General features: G+C 73.7%; 14 protein-coding genes. 11 read left to right on the top strand and 3 right to left on the bottom strand.

From position 1 onward, the window contains the following. Window positions 1-58 precede the first annotated feature (58 nt). The 6 genes from ACQVFL_RS26790 to ACQVFL_RS26765 all read left to right on the top strand — a co-directional run bounded on the left by ACQVFL_RS26790 (window position 59) and on the right by ACQVFL_RS26765 (window position 8,017). The gene (locus ACQVFL_RS26790; protein ID WP_431727836.1) at window positions 59-2,935 is read left to right on the top strand and encodes a hypothetical protein; all 2,877 of its coding nucleotides are present in this window, start codon (window positions 59-61) and stop codon (window positions 2,933-2,935) included. A 23-nt stretch (window positions 2,936-2,958) separates the two neighbouring features. Continuing rightward, complete coding sequence (locus tag ACQVFL_RS26785) at window positions 2,959-3,921, top strand: alpha/beta fold hydrolase (RefSeq protein WP_396690156.1); 963 nt, start codon at window positions 2,959-2,961, stop codon at window positions 3,919-3,921. Between the two features lie 18 nt (window positions 3,922-3,939). Beyond that, entirely contained in the window at window positions 3,940-4,848 is a 909-nt protein-coding gene (locus ACQVFL_RS26780) for a DUF3152 domain-containing protein (RefSeq protein ID WP_396690157.1), read from the top strand. A 60-nt stretch (window positions 4,849-4,908) separates the two neighbouring features. Beyond that, window positions 4,909-5,727, top strand: a complete 819-nt coding sequence (locus ACQVFL_RS26775; RefSeq protein ID WP_431727835.1) for a DUF3152 domain-containing protein — start codon at window positions 4,909-4,911, stop codon at window positions 5,725-5,727. A gap of 92 nt (window positions 5,728-5,819) precedes the next feature. Further along, window positions 5,820-7,043: an adenylyltransferase/sulfurtransferase MoeZ gene (gene moeZ, locus ACQVFL_RS26770; RefSeq protein WP_396690159.1), complete on the top strand. Its 1,224-nt coding sequence runs from the start codon at window positions 5,820-5,822 to the stop codon at window positions 7,041-7,043. A 101-nt stretch (window positions 7,044-7,144) separates the two neighbouring features. Then, window positions 7,145-8,017 carry a prenyltransferase/squalene oxidase repeat-containing protein gene (locus tag ACQVFL_RS26765; RefSeq protein WP_431729898.1) on the top strand — a complete coding sequence of 291 codons (873 nt, stop codon included), beginning with the start codon at window positions 7,145-7,147 and terminating at the stop codon, window positions 8,015-8,017. 69 nt (window positions 8,018-8,086) lie between these two features. On the opposite strand, the gene ACQVFL_RS26760 is transcribed toward ACQVFL_RS26765, so the two are convergent. Together ACQVFL_RS26760 and proB are read right to left on the bottom strand one after the other, a co-directional pair. After that, window positions 8,087-9,331 (bottom strand): glutamate-5-semialdehyde dehydrogenase, encoded by a 1,245-nt coding sequence (locus tag ACQVFL_RS26760; protein WP_396690161.1) that lies wholly within the window; start codon window positions 9,329-9,331, stop codon window positions 8,087-8,089. 77 nt (window positions 9,332-9,408) lie between these two features. After that, window positions 9,409-10,566, bottom strand: coding sequence for a glutamate 5-kinase (gene proB / locus ACQVFL_RS26755; protein WP_396690163.1), 1,158 nt, complete (start codon window positions 10,564-10,566; stop codon window positions 9,409-9,411). A 13-nt stretch (window positions 10,567-10,579) separates the two neighbouring features. On the opposite strand from proB, the gene ACQVFL_RS26750 reads away from it, so the two are divergent. The 5 genes from ACQVFL_RS26750 to ACQVFL_RS26730 all read left to right on the top strand — a co-directional run bounded on the left by ACQVFL_RS26750 (window position 10,580) and on the right by ACQVFL_RS26730 (window position 16,071). Next, window positions 10,580-10,894: an MGMT family protein gene (locus ACQVFL_RS26750; protein WP_396690165.1), complete on the top strand. Its 315-nt coding sequence runs from the start codon at window positions 10,580-10,582 to the stop codon at window positions 10,892-10,894. A 32-nt stretch (window positions 10,895-10,926) separates the two neighbouring features. After that, on the top strand, window positions 10,927-12,417 hold the full coding sequence (locus ACQVFL_RS26745; RefSeq protein WP_431727834.1) for an MFS transporter: 1,491 nt from the start codon (window positions 10,927-10,929) through the stop codon (window positions 12,415-12,417). Further along, window positions 12,414-13,889 carry a pyridoxal phosphate-dependent decarboxylase family protein gene (locus ACQVFL_RS26740; protein ID WP_431727833.1) on the top strand — a complete coding sequence of 492 codons (1,476 nt, stop codon included), beginning with the start codon at window positions 12,414-12,416 and terminating at the stop codon, window positions 13,887-13,889. Before ACQVFL_RS26745 ends, ACQVFL_RS26740 begins: the two co-directional genes overlap by 4 nt. 121 nt (window positions 13,890-14,010) lie before the next feature. Beyond that, window positions 14,011-14,667 (top strand): NADH-quinone oxidoreductase subunit B, encoded by a 657-nt coding sequence (locus ACQVFL_RS26735; protein ID WP_431727832.1) that lies wholly within the window; start codon window positions 14,011-14,013, stop codon window positions 14,665-14,667. A gap of 90 nt (window positions 14,668-14,757) precedes the next feature. Next, complete coding sequence (locus ACQVFL_RS26730) at window positions 14,758-16,071, top strand: DUF2252 domain-containing protein (RefSeq protein WP_396690173.1); 1,314 nt, start codon at window positions 14,758-14,760, stop codon at window positions 16,069-16,071. A gap of 16 nt (window positions 16,072-16,087) precedes the next feature. Here ACQVFL_RS26730 and ACQVFL_RS26725 read toward each other — a convergent pair whose 3' ends face one another. After that, complete coding sequence (locus ACQVFL_RS26725; RefSeq protein WP_396690175.1) at window positions 16,088-17,134, bottom strand: glucose 1-dehydrogenase; 1,047 nt, start codon at window positions 17,132-17,134, stop codon at window positions 16,088-16,090. Window positions 17,135-17,239: the final 105 nt, after the last annotated feature.

Raw genomic sequence — 17,239 nt, 5'->3', positions numbered from 1 at the left:
AACTTATCGCCACTGTCGCCACACGGTAGCCTCAGCGGGGGCGACCAAGGAGCGCGCGGTGAGTGAAGCAGGGCAACCCGGTGCCGCCACCCCGGGAGAGCACGGCGACGGGACGGGTCAGCGGGATGACCTGGCCCGTTCCGGCAACGGGTGGGCACCGTCGGCGGCCGACTGGTCGTGGGGGGCGGAAGGTCCCCGCGACCTCGACGCGACCCGCCGTCGCCCCGAGCCGCCCTCCGGTTGGGCGACCGCCTCACCACGCTACGCCGACCTGCCGGCTCCCGCCGGTGACCAGCCCGAGCCGGAACGCGCGACGCGCACGAACGGACACCACGTCAACGGCGTGCACCCCGAGGACGAGTCGCCGGCCGGTCGGTACACCCCGGTCAGCGCCCCACCCGGCCTACGTGAGAGCGGCCGTGACGTCGGCCACGACCGGCTGGTGGTGCCGGCACCGCGTCCCACCCCCGCCGGTGAGCAACCGGTGACCTCGACCTCCGGCCTGCCCACCTCGGCGCCGCCGGCCGTCCAGGTGCCGCCCGTCGGCACCGCCGCCTCCGGTTTCGAGATGCCGCCCGGCCTGCACGCGCCCGCCGCCGAGCGGGCCGGGGACGACCCGTCCGCCGGGGGCCGGTCGCACGGCTGGGACGAGCCGTATCCGACCGAGTCGGCCGGTCCGTCCCACCCCACCGACGCCCCCGGGCCGTCCGGCGGCCACGGATACGACGACGACCAGGTCGGTTGGCCACCGCCGGGCACCGGCCGGCGCGGCGGCTGGGCGGCGGACGCCGATCCGGCCGATGACGAGCGTCCGAGCTGGGCCCGGTCCGGCCCACCGAGCGACTGGGCGCCGTCCTGGGCACGCGGCGAGGACGAGAGCGACCGACGCGGGCGGGAGACCTCGGGGCAGAGCTGGTCCAGCGAACCGAGTCGGCCGTACGAGCCGGTCCGGGTCGAGCCGACCCGCCCCTACCAGCCGGTACCGGTCGAGCGCCCCCGGCCGTACGAGCCGACCCGGCCGGAGGCCAGCGGGCCGCGTACCCCGGCCGAACCGCCGGAGTCCACCGGTCGGCCCTCATGGGCCGCCGCGCCGACCAGCGCGCCACCGGTCGACGAGCGACCGGCCCGGGAACCCGGCCCGACTGCCGTACCGCCGACGCGGGACCGGCCCTCGTGGGCGGCCGACGAGCGGCCTGCCTGGTCGACGTCACCGGTCAGCGGTGCGCCCGCCGACGAGCGGCCTGCCTGGTCGGCCTCGCCGGTCAGCGGTGTGCCCGCCGACGAGCACGCCTCCCGGCGAGCCCGTCCGGTGAGCGCCGCACCGGCCGACGAGAGCCTGCCGTGGGGGGCGCGCACCGAGGAGGGCCTGCCCTGGGGGGCGCGTACCGACGAGGGCCTGCCGTGGGGGGCGCGTGTCGGCGGGCCGCCGCCCGCCGACGACCGACTGCCCTGGGCGCTCGGCCCGGCCAGCGCGCCACCGGCCGCCACACCGGCCGGACCTCGCGAGACGACTCCGCCCGAGCCGCCGAAGCCGCCGGCCACCGAGGCCACGAGCGCCTCCGGCGGCGGCCCGGCCTACCGGCCGTTCCGGCTCCGACCGGTGCCCAGCGATCCGGGGCCGACCGCTCCGTCGCCCGCCTCGCCCTGTCCGCCCGCCACCCCGGCCCCGACCGAGCCGACGACCGGCGCGCGGGCGTCGGACGTGCCCACGCACCGTGAACGCACCCCGTCCGCGCCCGTCCCGACGAGCGCTGCCCCCTACGCGGCCCGCCGATCCGCGGCCGAGCCCGAAACACCCGGCGACCGGTCGCCGGAGCGCACCTCGGCGGTGTTGCCGCAGCGCGTCCCCGCCGAGCCGGACGTGCCCGTCGTGCCGGAGCCGCCAGCCGTGGACCCACCCGCCGAAACCCCGGAACTCGCCAGGATCGCCACCCATCTGCGTCGCGACGACGAACCGGCACCACTGCGCGAGCGGCCCGAGGGCTTCGACGTCAACGCGATCCTCGACGCGGTGCGGGGCGTGGAGGGAGTACGCGACGCGGCCCTGCGACGTACCCCGGCCGGTGCCCACAGCCTGCGTCTGGACCTGTCCGACGGTGCCGACCCGGCGGAGGTGAGCCGGCACGTCGCCCGCCTGCTCCAGGAACGGATGGGGCTGGCCGCCGCGCCGAGCGGGGCGCCGGCTCCACCGACCGCGCCGGTGCGCCGTCGGTCCACCGAGCCCCGCGACGGCGGCGAGTCGCGTCCGTCCGCCGAGCCCCGACGCCCGGTGATCCGTCCGGCCGGAGCCCGGACGGAGGCCCCACCGGCCCGCCCGGCGACAGCCCGGACGGAGACGCCACCGGCCCGCGTCGAGCCGGAGCCCGCCCGCCGTCGACGCCCGACGCCCGCCCCGCCGAGGGGACGGGCCGTCGTCGAGGAGCCCGGCCCGACCGGTAGCCCGGCGACGCTCGGTGCCTCCTACTCGGGCGGGCAGCTCACCACCACCGAGTCCGCGCCGTCCCGACCGCTGGACACCGGTGGGGTACCCGGTCCCCGCGTGGTGCTCGACCACGTCCAGGTCAGCACGTTCGGTCTCGACGCGACCGTCGAGGTACGCCTGCTCGCCGGGGACCAGAGCGCCGCCGGGTACGCCACCGGCCCGGCCGTCGACGGGTACGTGCTGCGGCTCTGCGCGGTGGCCGCCGCGGCGGCCATCGACGAGCTGCTGCGCAGTGCCGACCCCACCGCCGAGCGGGGACGCTGTTTCGTGGAGCACGCCGCGGTGGTGCCGTTCGGCAACTGCGAGGTGGCCACCGTCGTGGTGTTGCTGGTCTGCGACGGATGGGTCGAGCAGTTGGCCGGGTCGGCGCTGGTGGCCGGTGATCCCCGGCAGGCGGTGGTCCGCGCCAGCCTGGCCGCGGTCAACCGGCGGCTGGAGGCTCTGCTGGCCTGATCCGTTCGGGGCAGACTGGAGTGGTGAAGCCTGCCACCCTCTGGCCCGATCGGTTGTTGCCCGCCCCCTCCATGCCGCCGCCCTGGCCGGGACGGCAGGTACGGCTGGACGGCACGGTGACCTACGTCCGGGAGACACCGGCCACCGGCCCGGACGCGGAGCCGGCGCTCTACGTGCACGGCCTGGGCGGGTCCGCGCAGAACTGGACCGACCTGGCCGGCCTGCTCGCCGACCGCCTCGACGGCCAGGCGATCGACCTGCCGGGGTTCGGGCGCAGCGAGCCGGGTCTGCGCTACACCGTGCCCGCCTTCGCGGACCGGGTGATCCGCTGGATCGAGCACTCCGACCGGGGCCCGGTGCACCTGTTCGGCAACTCGCTGGGCGGGGCGATCTCGGTCCGGGTGGCCGCGCTGCGGCCGGATCTGGTGCGGACGCTGACCCTGGTGTCGCCGGCCCTGCCGTTCCTCGACTTCCGCCGCTCGTTGCAGGGCCGGATGCTGCCGCTGCTGGCGATCCCCCGCGCCGAGCGGCTGGCCGCCTGGCGGCTGGCCCAGTTCGCGCCGGAGGTGATGGCGCAGCAGACGATGGAGGCGTGCGTGGCCGATCTCAGCCGGATCTCCGAACAGCGCAGGCAGGAGGCGGTGGAGGAGATCCGGGTGCGGTACGAGGCGACCCACTACGCCGCCGCGTACGTGCGGACGTTCCGGGGGATCGTCTCCAGCTTCCTGCGGTCGTACCTGCCGGGGTCGGGGTCGTTGTGGGCGATGGCCCGGTCGGTGCGGGCCCGCACGCTGGTCGTGGGCGGTCGGCAGGACCGGCTGGTCGACGTACGTGTGGCACCGCAGACCGCGCGGATGATCCCGGACAGCCGGTTGCTGATGCTCGACGGTGTCGGTCACGTCGCACAGTTGGAGGTGCCGCGCGTGGTGGCGCGGGCCGTAGTCGGGCTTCTGACCGAGTCGACGGACTGCGCCCGGGAGCCCTGACCTGGCAGGATGACGCGAATGCGCAGTCCTGGTGGTCGTCGACGGTCGCGCCCCACCGGTCGGCACAGCCGGTCACCGGAGCCCGTCGCGGCCACCACGTCGATCCGCGCCGTGGTGCGCCGGTCGGCCGTGCTGGTGGTGGCGATCGGTGCCGGTGCGGCGCTGGTGAGCGGTATGAACCGGCCCTCGGCCGGCTCCGCCGAGGAGGTGGCGGCGGTGACCTCCCCGCCGGTGGTGCCGCCCTCGGTGTCGCCGTCGGCCGTTCCCTTGCCCGAGTCGGCACCGGTGTCGCCGTCGGCCGTTTCTTCGCCTGAGCCGGTGTTGCAGGAGTCCGGGCCGGTGCCGTCGGCCGGGCCGGGCCGCTTCGTCGACGACGACCGGACCGGGCCGGTGCTGGGTACCGCCGGTGCCGCCCGGCGGTACCGGGTGGCGGTGGAGTCCGGCGCGGGCGTGGACCCGGGCGAGTTCGGCCTGGCGGTCCGTGCGGCGCTGGCCGGTCCGGGGAGCTGGGTGGACAGCGGGCGGCTGCGGTTGCGGCAGGTGGCGCCCGCGTCCCGCTACGACTTCACCGTCTACCTGGCGACGGCCACCACGGCGGGACGGATGTGTGCCGCCGGTGGGGTCGACATCCGGGTCGGTGGCCGCCCGTACACCTCGTGCCGTGCCCCCGGGAAGGTGATCATCAACCTGGACCGGTGGCGGCAGTCGGTGCCGCACTACGTCGAGGCCGAGGTGCCGCTCTCGGTCTACCGCACGTACGTGCTCAACCACGAGGTCGGGCACGAGTTGGGTCATCGGCACGAGCGCTGTCCGGGGCGGGGTGAACCGGCCCCGGTGATGATGCAGCAGACGCTCTTCCTCAAGGGGTGCGTGGCCAATCCGTGGCCCTACCTGGACGGGAAGCGGTACGCCGGTCCGCCGCTGTAGAGGCGAACCGACCGTACGGTAATGCTCTGATATGCCCGATTAGGGTGCGACCATGATGTCATGCCGTCTTCGCCCCTGAACGGCCGCTCCGGCCTGCCGGACCGTCCGCCGGACCCCCGGCCGGAGGGTCCGCTGCCGGGGCACCGGCCGGCGGCACGTCGCCGTCGCCGTCGACTGGTCGTGACCCTCTCCGTGGCGCTGGCCCTGGCGGCCACCGTCGTGCTGCGGATCGCACCGGCCGAGGAGCGCTCCACCGGCGCGGCACCGGCCGGACGGGCGTACGAGGCGGCGACCTCACCGGGACCGGCGTACCCGACGGCGGGCGCGGGCAGTTTCGCGGCGGCCACCGGGGAGTCCCCGGTGCGTGGTCTGGACGGCCCGGTCGTGCACTACCGGGTGGCCGTCGAGCAGGGCACCGGCCAGGACCCGGACGCCTTCGCCGCCGAGGTCGACGCGGTGCTCGGCGATCCGCGGAGCTGGATCGGCTCGGGTGAGCTGCGGGTGCGCCGGATCGACGACCCGGAGTACACCGACTTCACCGTCTACCTGGCCACCCCGGACACCTCCGAGGCGATGTGCGCGGCCGGTGGGTTGAGCACCGAGGGCTACACCTCGTGCCGGCTGCCCGGCAAGGTGATCATCAACCTGGCGCGTTGGTCGGAGGCGGTACCCGACTACGGGGCGCCGCTGGCGGTGTACCGGGCCTACGTGATCAACCACGAGGTGGGCCACGAGTTCGGGGAGGGGCACCAGACGTGCCCCGGCGCGGGCCGACCGGCACCCGTGATGCAGCAGCAGACGTACGGCCTGGACGGCTGTCTGGCGTACGCCTGGCCGTACCTGGAGGGTGTGCGGTACGTCGGCGACCCGGTGACCTGACCGCGGCCGTCACCCGAGGCGGGATATTCCCGCTCCCGCATGCCGGGCGACGTGTCGCTGCTCATGGTCGGCGGGCGGGCCGGCGAGCAACAATGGCTCGGTTGACCGCCACATCGATCCCCGGGGAGTCCACCGTGTCGTTGCCCCCGCTCGTCGAGCCTGCCGCCGAGCTGACCGTTGACGAGATCCGCCGCTACTCCCGTCACCTGATCATCCCCGACGTGGGAGTCACCGGGCAGAAGCGGCTGAAGAACGCCCGGGTGCTCTGTGTGGGCGCCGGTGGCCTCGGCTCGCCCGCGCTGATGTACCTGGCCGCCGCCGGTGTCGGCACGCTCGGCATCATCGATTTCGACACCGTCGACGAGTCGAACCTGCAACGGCAGATCATCCACGGGGTCTCCGACATCGGCCGGTCCAAGGCCGAGTCCGCCGCGGCGAGCATCCGCGAGATCAACCCGCTGGTCAACGTCGAGATCCACAACACCGCGCTGGACCGGGACAACGTCCGGGACATCTTCGCCCAGTACGACCTGATCGTGGACGGGACCGACAACTTCGCCACCCGGTACATGGTCAACGACGCGGCGGTGCTGCTCGGCAAGCCGTACGTCTGGGGGTCGATCTACCGGTTCGACGGCCAGGCGTCGGTGTTCTGGGCCGAGCACGGCCCCTGCTACCGCTGCCTCTACCCGGAGCCCCCGCCGCCCGGCATGGTCCCCTCCTGCGCCGAGGGCGGCGTGCTCGGCGTGCTCTGCGCCTCGATCGGCTCGATCCAGGTCAACGAGGCGATCAAGCTGCTCGCCGGCATCGGTGAGCCGCTGGTCGGCCGGCTGATGGTCTACGACGCCCTGGAGATGAGCTACCGCAAGATCAAGGTCCGCAAGGACCCGAACTGCGTGCTCTGCGGCGAGAACGCCACCCTGACCGACCTGATGGAGGACTACGAGGACTTCTGCGGCGCGGTCTCCGAGGAGGCGCAGGAGGCGACCGTCGACGCGACGATCACCGCCGCCGAGCTCAAGGAGTGGCAGGACGCCGGCAAGGACATCTTCCTGGTCGACGTGCGCGAGCCGGCCGAGTACGAGATCGTCCGCATCCCCGGCGCGACGCTGATCCCGAAGGGGGAGTTCCTCTCCGGCGAGGCGCTGTCCAAGCTCCCGCAGGACCGGCAGATCGTGCTGCACTGCAAGTCCGGGGTCCGCTCCGCCGAGGCGCTCGCCGCCGTGAAGGCGGCCGGGTTCCGGGACGCCGTGCACGTCCAGGGCGGTGTGCTCTCCTGGATCAAGCAGATCGATCCCTCGCTGCCCGCGTACTGACGTAAGGAGGGGTCCCCTGCTATCGCCTCAGGCATAGCAGGGGACCCCTGCCGACACCCGGCCGGCGGCCTCTCACACCACCCGCTGACGGCCGGTCCCACCTGCCCGTTGTACCGAGGCGGGATCATGTTCCCGCCGGTAGCGTGACCGCCGTGGTCGACATCGACGCCGCGATCGGGTTCGTGGTGGCACACGGGGACACGGTCGAACGTGCCCGCCTCTCCTGGCTGCGCACCGGCGCGCCGCCGCCACCGGAGACCCTGGACAGTGCCGAGGTCGGCCAGACCCCCGGCGGGGGTTGGCCCGCCTCCTGGGGCGATCCGGTCGCCTCGGTCGACGCGACCTGCTTCCGGCTGGCCGAGCTGGACGACCTCGGTGCGCTGGGTCGCCCGGCCGCCCGTCGCGCCCTCGACTGGCTCGCCGCCGGTCAGCAGCGCGACGGCTGCTGGGAGGAGGACCCGACGCTGGCCGAGACCGCCCCGGAGTGGGCCCGGCCGGGCAGCCCGGAGGCACGGCTCTACCTGACCGCCAACGCCGCCTTCTGGCTCACCGTCGCCGGCCTGGACGCGCGGGCCGCCGGGCCGCTGGACCACCGGGTCGGCGGCGCGTACGCCGGGGTGGTGCACGCCGCCGGGCAGGCGCTCGCCGCGCAGTTGCGCCCCGACGGCAGTTGGCCGTCCTTCCTGGCCGCCGGTTGGCTGAGCGCGGCGGTCCTGCACCGGCAGCAACTCTTCTACGAGTCGGCGCGGATCAAGGCGGTGCTCGCCGAGCGGATGCCCGAGGCGTCCCCGGCCGACGCCGCCTGGCTCGCCGCGACCCTGCGCCGGGTCGAGGTCGACGAACAGGAGTGGACCATGGTGGCGGCCCGTCGCCGGCTCACCGAGACGCAACGCAGCGACGGCGGCTGGAGCAGCGACGACGGGCACCAGTTCGACGTACACGCCACCCTGGCGGTGATCCGCGCCTTCCGCTGAACCGGCCGGGCGCTGGCCGTACTGGTGCCGCCGGCCGTGCCGGGCCTGACCTCCGGCCGCCGTCAGCCGTCAGCTCCGCAGGTGACCGTCCCCGGTGACCACGTACTTGGTGCTGGTCAGCTCCGGCAGACCCATCGGGCCACGGGCGTGCAGCTTCTGGGTGGAGATGCCGATCTCGGCGCCGAAGCCGAACTCGCCGCCGTCGGTGAACCGGGTCGACGCGTTGACCATCACGGCCGCCGAGTCCACCCGGGCCACGAACTCGCGGGCGGCCGACTGCGAGTCGGTGACGATCGCCTCGGTGTGGCCGCTGCCGTACCGGCGGATGTGTGCCACCGCCGCGTCGAGCGAGTCGACCACGGCCACCGCGATGTCGGCCGAGAGGTACTCGGTGGCGAAGTCCTCGTCGGTCGCGGCGATGACCGCGTCGGAGTACGCCGCCGTCCGGGCGTCGCCGTGCACCGTCACCCCGGCCTCGGCGAACGCCGCCAGCATCGGGGGCAGTACGGCGTCCGCCACGTCCCGGTGCACCAGCAGCGACTCAGCGGTGTTGCAGGTGGACAGTCGCTGCGTCTTCGCGTTCAGCGTGATCGACACGGCCTTGACGGGGTCGGCGGCGGCGTCCACGTAGACGTGGCAGTTGCCCACCCCGGTCTCGATCACCGGCACCGTCGACTCCTCGACCACGGTGCGGATCAGCGAGGCGCCGCCGCGCGGGATCAGCACGTCCACCAGCCCCCGGGCCCGCATCAGCTCCTTGACCGAGTCGCGCGAGGCGGCGTCGAGCAACTGCACCGTGTCGGCGGGCAGCCCGGCACCGTCGATGGCGTCGCGCAACACCGCCACCAGCGCCGCGTTCGAGTGCGCGGCGGACGAGGAACCGCGCAGCAACGCCGCGTTGCCCGACTTCAGGCAGATGCCGGCGGCGTCCACGGTCACGTTCGGCCGGGCCTCGTAGATGATCCCGACCACGCCGAACGGCACCCGGATCTGCCGCAACTCCAACCCGTTGGGCAGGGTCGAGCCACGGACCACCTCACCCACCGGGTCGGGCAGCCCGGCCATCTGGCGCAGCGCGTCGGCGATGCCGGCCACCCGGGACTCGTCGAGGGCGAGCCGGTCCAGCACGGCCGCGCTCAGTCCGGCCTCCCGTCCGGCCGCCAGGTCCGCCTCGTTCGCGGTGAGGATCTCCGGCGTACGCGCCACCAGCGCGTCGGCCATCGCGTGCAGCGCCGCGTCCTTGGCCGTACGCGTCGCCACGGCCAGCGCCTCCGCCGCCGTACGCGCCCGTCGGGCCTGCTCGCTCACGCTCATACCCACGCTCCTTGGATGTAAGGAAGGGCCCCCTGCTAACGCCTCGTGTATAGGAGGGGTCCCCTGCTTTCGATAGCTCACAGCAGCACCAGGTCGTCGCGGTGGACGACCTCCCGTTCGTACGCCGGACCGAGCGCCGCGGCCAGGTCCGAGGTGGACCGGCCGAGCAGGCCGGGCAGTTCGACCGCGTCGTAGTTGACCAGTCCCCGGGCGACCGGTGCGCCGGAGGTGTCGACCAGGTCGACCGGGTCACCGGCGGTGAAGGCTCCGTCCACGGCGGTGATCCCGGCCGGCAGCAGCGACTTGCGGCGGCCCACCACCGCGGCGACCGCGCCCGGGTCGAGGTGCAGCCGTCCCCGGGGTGCGGTGGCGTGCGCCAGCCAGAACAGCCGCGCGGCCGGGCGGCTGACGCTGGGGTGGAAGAACGTGCCGACCGGCTCACCGGCCAGCGCCGCGACCGCCTGCGGTGCGGAGGTCAGCACCACCGGGATGCCGAATCCGGTGGCGATCCGGGCCGCCTCGACCTTGGTCACCATGCCACCGGTTCCGACACCGGCCCGCCCGGCACCGCCGATGTCGACTCCGGCGAGGTCCGACTCGTCGCGTACCTCGGCGATCCGGCGGGCGCCGGGACGCGCCGGGTTGCCGGTCCAGAGCGCGTCGACGTCGGAGAGGAGCACCAGCAGATCGGCGTCGACGAGCGCGGCCACCAGCGCGGCCAGCCGGTCGTTGTCGCCGAAACGGATCTCCTCGGTGGCGACCGTGTCGTTCTCGTTGACGATCGGCACCGCCCGCAGGTCCAACAGCTTGCGCAGGGTGCGGTACGCGTTGCGGTAGTGCGCCCGGCGGGTCACGTCGTCGACGGTGAGCAGCACCTGCCCGACGGTCCGGCCGTGCCGGGCGAAGGCGGCGGCGTACCGCCCGATCAGCAGGCCCTGGCCGACGCTCGCGGCGGCCTGCTGGGTGGCCAGGTCACGTGGTCGCCGGGAGAGCCCGAGCGGGGCCAGGCCGGCGGCGATCGCGCCGGAGGAGACCAGCACGACCTCACGTCCGTCGGCCGTCCGGGATCCGAGGGCGTCGACCAACGCGTCCACCCGCCCGTCGTCCAGACCGCCCGTGGCGGTGGTCAACGAGGAGGAACCGATCTTGACCACGACCCGCCGGGCCGCCCTCACCGTGTCACGCACCCGCCTATTCTGCGTGGTCGGCGCGGTGTGGCCCGGCGGCCTTCCCATAGTCTGGCCGCTTGTGACACCAGACGAGTACGTCGAGGCGGTGCTGGAGCTCGTCGACCGGATACCGCCGGGCCGGGTGATGTCGTACGGCGGGGTGGCCGACGCGCTCGCCGAGCGCTCCGGACGGGCCTCCGCCCGGCTGGTCGGATCGATCATGGCTCGGCACGGTGGGGCCGTCGGATGGCACCGCGTGGTCAACGCCACCGGCACGATGCCGCCCCGACTCGTCGCCGAGGCGCGGGCGCGGTGGCGCAGCGAGGGTACGCCGCTGCGCGCGGGCCGGGTCGACATGCGGGTGGCGCAGTGGCAGCCCGGAGAGGGGATGTGACCCGCGCCATAACGTGAGTAATATTCGGCACCATGAACGCGTCGCCGGGTGGAACAGGGGCGGCCGGCCTGCCGCGCAAGGTGCACGCCGGGTACGCGCTCGGATCGCTGGCCACGGGAGCCTTCGGCACCGTGCCGGGGCTGCTGCTGTTGCCGTACCTCACCGACACGCTCGGCGTGGCCGCCGGGATGGCTGCCCTGCTGGTGCTGCTGCCGAAGGCATGGGACGTGCTGGTCAACCCGGTGGCCGGGCGGATCTCCGACCGGACCCGGTCGCGGTGGGGCGCCCGTCGGCCGTACCTGCTCGTCGGCGGGTTGGCGCTGGCCGTGCTGTTCGGGTCGATCTTCGCTGCGCCGTTCGGCGCCGGACCGGCCGCCGGGGCGTACGTGGCGATCGCCTTCCTGGCCACGGCCACCGCGTTCGCCTTCTTCCAGGTGCCGTACGTGGCGATGCCGGCCGAGTTGACCGACGACTACGCCGAACGTACCCGGATGATGACCTGGCGGATCGCGGTGCTGGCGCTGGCCATCCTGGTCGCCGGTGCGGTGGCCCCGCTGGTCCGCGACGCCGCCGGTGGTGGCGTGCCGGGGCACCGCTGGATGGGCGTGTTCGTGGCCGCGCTGATCGCGGTGGGTGTCGTCGGCGCGTTCCTCGGCACCCGGTCGGCCCCGCAAGGCTCGGTCGGGGAGAGCGAGCCGAGCCTGCGGGCCCAGCTCTCCGTCGCCGGTCGCAACCGACCGTTCCGGGCGTTGCTGCTCTGCTTCGTGGTGCAGTCCGCCGGGGTGGCCACGATCCTCGCCGGGGTGCAGTACTTCGCCGACCAGATTCTGCGCGACCCGACGACCGGCCCGACGCTGCTGTTCCTCTGCTTCGTCGGCCCGGCGCTGGTGGTGATGCCGCTGTGGTCGCGGGTGGGCGCCCGGCTGGGCAAGCTGGCCGCGCTGGTGGCCGCGTCGCTGATCCTGTCCGCCGGTGGACTGGCGCTGGTCGCCGCGCCGGTGCTGCCCGCCGTCGTGGTCTATCTGCTGGTCGCGGCGCTCGGCGTCGGGTACGCCGGTCAGCAGGTGTTCGCGCTGGCCATGCTTCCGGACTGCATCGCGTACGACACCGCGCGCACCGGCCGGCGGCAGGCGGGCGTCTTCACCGGCCTGTGGACGGCGGGCGAGACCTTCGGCCTGGCGCTCGGCCCGGGCATCTTCGGTCTGGTGCTCGCGCTCACCGGCTACGTCTCCTCCACCACCGGCACTGCAGCGGTCCAGTCGGACACCGCGCGCCTGGGCGTCCTGCTCGGCTTCACCGTCCTCCCGGCCCTGCTGATCGGCCTGGCCACCCTCCTGCTCCGCCCCTACGACCTGACCCCCACCCTCCTGTCCACCCTTCACCCCTCCCACGCCCCCACCACCCCCGACGTCCCCGGCACCCCCGGCACCCCCGACGCTCCCCGCGTCTCCGGCGTCGATCATGGAGTTGTGGTGAGGGCGAATGCCATTAAAAGCCACGGAAAGGGCACCACTACTCCATGATCGACGAGAGCGGGTCGGCGCTGCCGGCGCACGGGGTCCCGGCGGAACAGGTGCTGGCAGAGGTTCGCGTCCTGCGGGAGTCGGACCGGCCGACGCACGGCGGGCGGCTGTTCGCGTACGTGTACGACGCGGCTGTCGCCGGGCTGGACGAGTTGGCCGCCTCGGCGTACGCCGAGAGCGCGCACGTCAACGGGCTCGACCCGACCGCCTTCCCGTCGCTGCTGGCGATGGAGAACGCGCTGGTCGGCGCGGCGGCACAGGTGCTCGGCGGCGGACCCGGCACCAGCGCGCCGGAGGTGGTCGGCAGTGTCACCAGCGGCGGCACCGAGTCGCTGATCCTGGCCGTCAAGGCGGCCCGCGACGCCCGCCCCGAGATCACCGCACCACGGATCGTGGTGCCGACCAGCGCGCACGCCGCGTTCGCCAAGGCCGCCCACTACCTGCGGGTGGCGCTCGACACCGTACCGGTCGACCCGGCCACGCTCCGGCCCTCGGTCGCCGACGTGGCCGCCGCGATCGGGCCGGAGACCGTGCTGGTGGCGTGCTCCGCCCCCTCGTACGCGCACGGCGTGATCGACCCGGTGGCGCAGATCGCCGGTACGGCCGCCGCGGCCGGGGTGCGCTGCCACGTGGACGCCTGCTTCGGCGGCTGGACCCTGCCGTACCTGCGCCGTCTCGGCGTCGACGTGCCCGCGTTCGACTTCGCCGTCGCCGGGGTCACCTCGATCTCGGTGGACCTGCACAAGTACGCGTACGCGCCGAAGGGCGTCTCGGTGCTGCTGCACCGTGATGCCGGGCTGCGCGCGCCGCAGTACTTCGCGTACGCCGACTGGCCCGGGTACACGATGGTCAACCCGGTGATCTCCTCCACCCGATCCGGTGGCCCGATCGCCGCCGCGTACGCCACCCTGCGGCACCTCGGCGACGACGGCTACCTGGAACTGGCCCGCCGCACCCGCGAGGCGGTCCGGGTGCTGGCCGACGCGGTACGCGGCGTCGACGGGCTGCGGCTGGTCGCCGAGCCGGAGTCGACCGTGGTCTGCTTCACCGCCACCGAGTCCGGCCCCGACCTGTTCGTCCTAGTCGACGAGTTGGCCGCGCGAGGGTGGCACACCCAGCCCCAGCTCACGTACGCCGGTCTGCCGCGCAGCGTGCACCTGACGGTGACCGCGGCGGTCGCGCCCACGGCGGCGGAGTTCGGTGCCGACCTGGCCGAGGCGGTGGCGGCGGCCGGCGCGACCGGGCCGGTCGTGTTGCCGCCGGAACTGCTCGCCCTCGCCGGGGCGCTCACCCCGGAGGCGCTCACCCCCGACCTGGTCGCCGGGCTCGCCGCCGGGCTGGGCCTCGGAGGTGGTGGTGGGCTGCCGGACCGGATGGCAGCGGTGAACACCCTGCTGGACGCCGCGCCACCCGCGCTGCGGGAGCGGCTCCTGGTGGAGTTCGTGAGCCTGCTGCAACGCCCGTCGTTCTGAGCGCCTTCTTGTTGTAAGGAGGGGACCCTTGCTATGCACGAGGCGTTAGCAGGGGGCCCTTCCTTACAACCAGGGCGAGTGAGCGCTGTGGTTGACTGTCGGAGACGGGAAGGGGGCGGACGTGCAGCTACCGGCGGTGCTCGGCGAGCCGATCCGGTTCGTGCTCAACTGGGGCCGGCGGTATTCGCTCTGGGTCTTCAACTTCGGGCTGGCCTGCTGCGCCATCGAGTTCATCGCGACCAGCATGTCCCGGCACGACTTCATGCGCCTTGGCGTGATCCCGTTCGCACACGGTCCCCGACAGGCCGACCTGATGGTGGTCTCCGGCACGGTAACCGACAAGATGGCCCCGGCGATCAAGCGGCTCTACGACCAGATGCCCGAGCCGAAGTACGTCATCTCGTTCGGTGCCTGCTCCAACTGTGGCGGCCCGTACTGGGACTCGTACTCGGTGACCAAGGGCGTCGACCAGCTCATCCCGGTCGACGTCTACGTGCCCGGCTGCCCGCCCCGGCCGGAGGCGCTGCTGCACGGCATCCTCCGCCTACAGGAGAAGATCGCCGCCGAGCAGTCCGGCATCGGCGGCGTACCCCGCCCCGACGCGCTCGCCCCGCCCACCGACGCGCTGGCCACCGACGCGCCATCGACCGGCGGGCCGCAGGCCGACGCCCCGTCCGCCGACCAGGCCCGAGCGGCCGACGCACCGGCGGGCCGGAGCACCCCGCCCCGCGACGCGGCCTCCCTCACCGCCCCGCCGGTACGCCCTCCGACCTCCTGAGACTCGCAGCGACGACCGATCCCCGGCGGGCGGGACACCCCGCTCGGCGCGGTCACCGTCACGGTGGCGGGCGGACGCTAGCGTGCGGTCATGACCGACTCAGCGGAGCCGCGCTCCGCCTTCATCGTCAAGGTGCTGACCGAGGAGTTCGGCACCCTGATGGCGCTCGACCCGGCCGCCTTCCGGCGCAAGTTCCGCAAGATGGCCGCGTCGCCGTTCGCGTTCTACCGGGGCAGTGCCAGCCTCTTCTACGCCGACCAGCGCGGCGACTTCGCCGACGAGCGTTTCCTCGACGAGCAGACCAGCCGGGTGTGGATCCACGGCGACCTGCACGCGGAGAACTTCGGCACCTACATGAACGGCTCCGGCCAGCTCGTCTTCAACGTCAACGACTTCGACGAGGCGTACGTCGGGCCGTTCACCTGGGACCTGCGGCGCTTCGTCGCCAGCGTGGCCCTGATCGGCTACACCAAGGCGCTCTCCGACCGGGTGATCAGCGACCTGGTCACCACGTTCGCCGAGCACTACCTGACCGAGCTGCGGGCCATCGCCGCCGGTGGTGACGACGCGATCGGGTCGATCACGCTGGACAACGCCGACGGGGTACTGCGCCGGGTGCTCCAGCAGGCCCGCCTCAACACCCGGGTCGACCTGCTGCGTGAGCAGACCACCGTCGACCAGTACGAGCGGCGGTTCTCGCTGCGCGACGGCGTGTACGAGGTGGACGACGACGTTCGGGCGCGGGTCTGTGCCGCCTTCCAGGACTACCTGGACACGCTGCCCGCCGGCACGCGGACCCGTCCGGTGGCGGCGCAGATCAAGGACGTGGTGCTGCGTAAGGGCGTGGGGATCGGGTCGGCCGGGCTGCCGTCGTACAACCTCCTGCTGGAGGGGCACACCCAGGCGCTGGAGAACGACGTCCTGATCTACATGAAGCAGGCGCAGGTCCCGGCGGTCGCCCGCTATGTCGACGACGAACGCGTCCGTGGCTACTTCCGCCACCAGGGCCACCGTACGGCCGAGTCGCAGCGCGCCCTCCAGGCGCACGCCGACCCGTGGGTGGGCTTCACCGAGCTGGACGGGGTGGGCCAACTCGTCGCCGAGGTCTCCCCGTACGCCGCCGATCTGGACTGGGCGGACGTCAACGAGCCCGAGGAACTGGCCGGGGTGCTGGCCGACCTCGGTCGGGCGGTCGCCCGGATGCACTCGGTCGCCGACGACGAGTCCAGCCACGACCTGGTCGACTACTCCACCGAGGAGGCGATCGTCGCGGCGGTCGACACGGATCCCGCCGGCTTCGTCGCGCACCTGGTCGACTTCGCCCACGCGTACGGGGTGCGGGCCCGGCAGGACCACCAGCTCTTCGTGGACCTGTTCCGCAACGGCGAACTGCCGGGCGTGTAGCGACCGGCGTCCGAGGTCAGACGGTGAAGTCGATGACGACCTTGATGTCCTCGGGCCCGGGGGAGTAGGCCGAGGCGTACTGCGACAGCGGCACCCGGCGGGTGACCAGTGCGCCGAGCCAGTCCCGGTCGGCGCGGGCCAGCGCCTCGGCGGCGGCGTCCCAGTGTCGTCGGTTGGCGTTCACCGAGCCGAAGACGACGTTGTTCTCCAGCACCAGGGTGCGGTTGAGCGCACCGGCGTCGAAGTCGATGATCCGGCCGCCGCTGGAGACCCCGGCCAGGCAGACGATCCCGGTCGGTGCGACCTTGCACATCGTCTCCAGGACGACCACCGGCGCGCCGGTGCACTCGACGATCACGTCCGGCTCGAAGTCGAGTTCCTCGACCGGCCCGGAGTGGTACGTGGCCCCGAGCGCACCGGCCAGCGCCGGCTTCGGCCCGTCGGTGGCCAGGTCGAGCACGTGCACCGACAGCCCCCGCTGGCTGGCCAGCAGCGCGGCCAGCAGGCCGATCGGCCCGGCACCGGTGATCAGGGCGGTACGCGGCTGCCACTCCGCCCGCCGGCCGATCCGGTCGATGTGGTCCCACGCCTTGACCACCACGCTCGTCGGTTCCAGCAGGACGCCCACCTCGCCCAGCGCCGGGTCGAGGCCGACGGCGAACCGGGGTTGCAGGCGCCAGCGTTCCCGGGCGAACCCGGGCAGTCCCTTGATGCCGTGCTCGGTGAACATGCCGTTGCGGCACATGTCCCACTCGTCCACGGCGCAGTTCGGACAGGGCAGCGGGTCCGGGTGCCGGACGATCCCGGCGACCAGGTCACCGGTCTGGAGGGTGCCGGTCGGGTCCTCCAGCACCCGGCCCAGCGACTCGTGCCCGAGCACCAGGTGCTCGGCACCGGGCGGCGCCTCGCCGTACTGCCCGTCGATGATCTCGATGTCGGTGCCGCAGACTCCGACCGCGACGGCCTCGACCAGGATCGCCCCCTCCTCGGTGGCCGGTTCCGGGTAGTCGTCGAGCAGTCGCAGCGAGCCGGGCACTCCCGGGGTCACGGTCACAGCGCGCACGGACCCATCCTGTCCGGCACCGGGGCCCACCGTCGGCAAAGCCGAGATCTCCACCCGGCCGCGCACCACCGGCGCGGGCGGCCGGACACGCCCTAGGATCAGCGG

The sequence above is a fragment of the Verrucosispora sp. TAA-831 genome, assembly GCF_050780145.1.
In the GTDB taxonomy this organism is placed as follows: Bacteria; Actinomycetota; Actinomycetes; order Mycobacteriales; family Micromonosporaceae; genus Micromonospora.
This window is presented reverse-complemented; position numbering and strand designations above follow the sequence as displayed.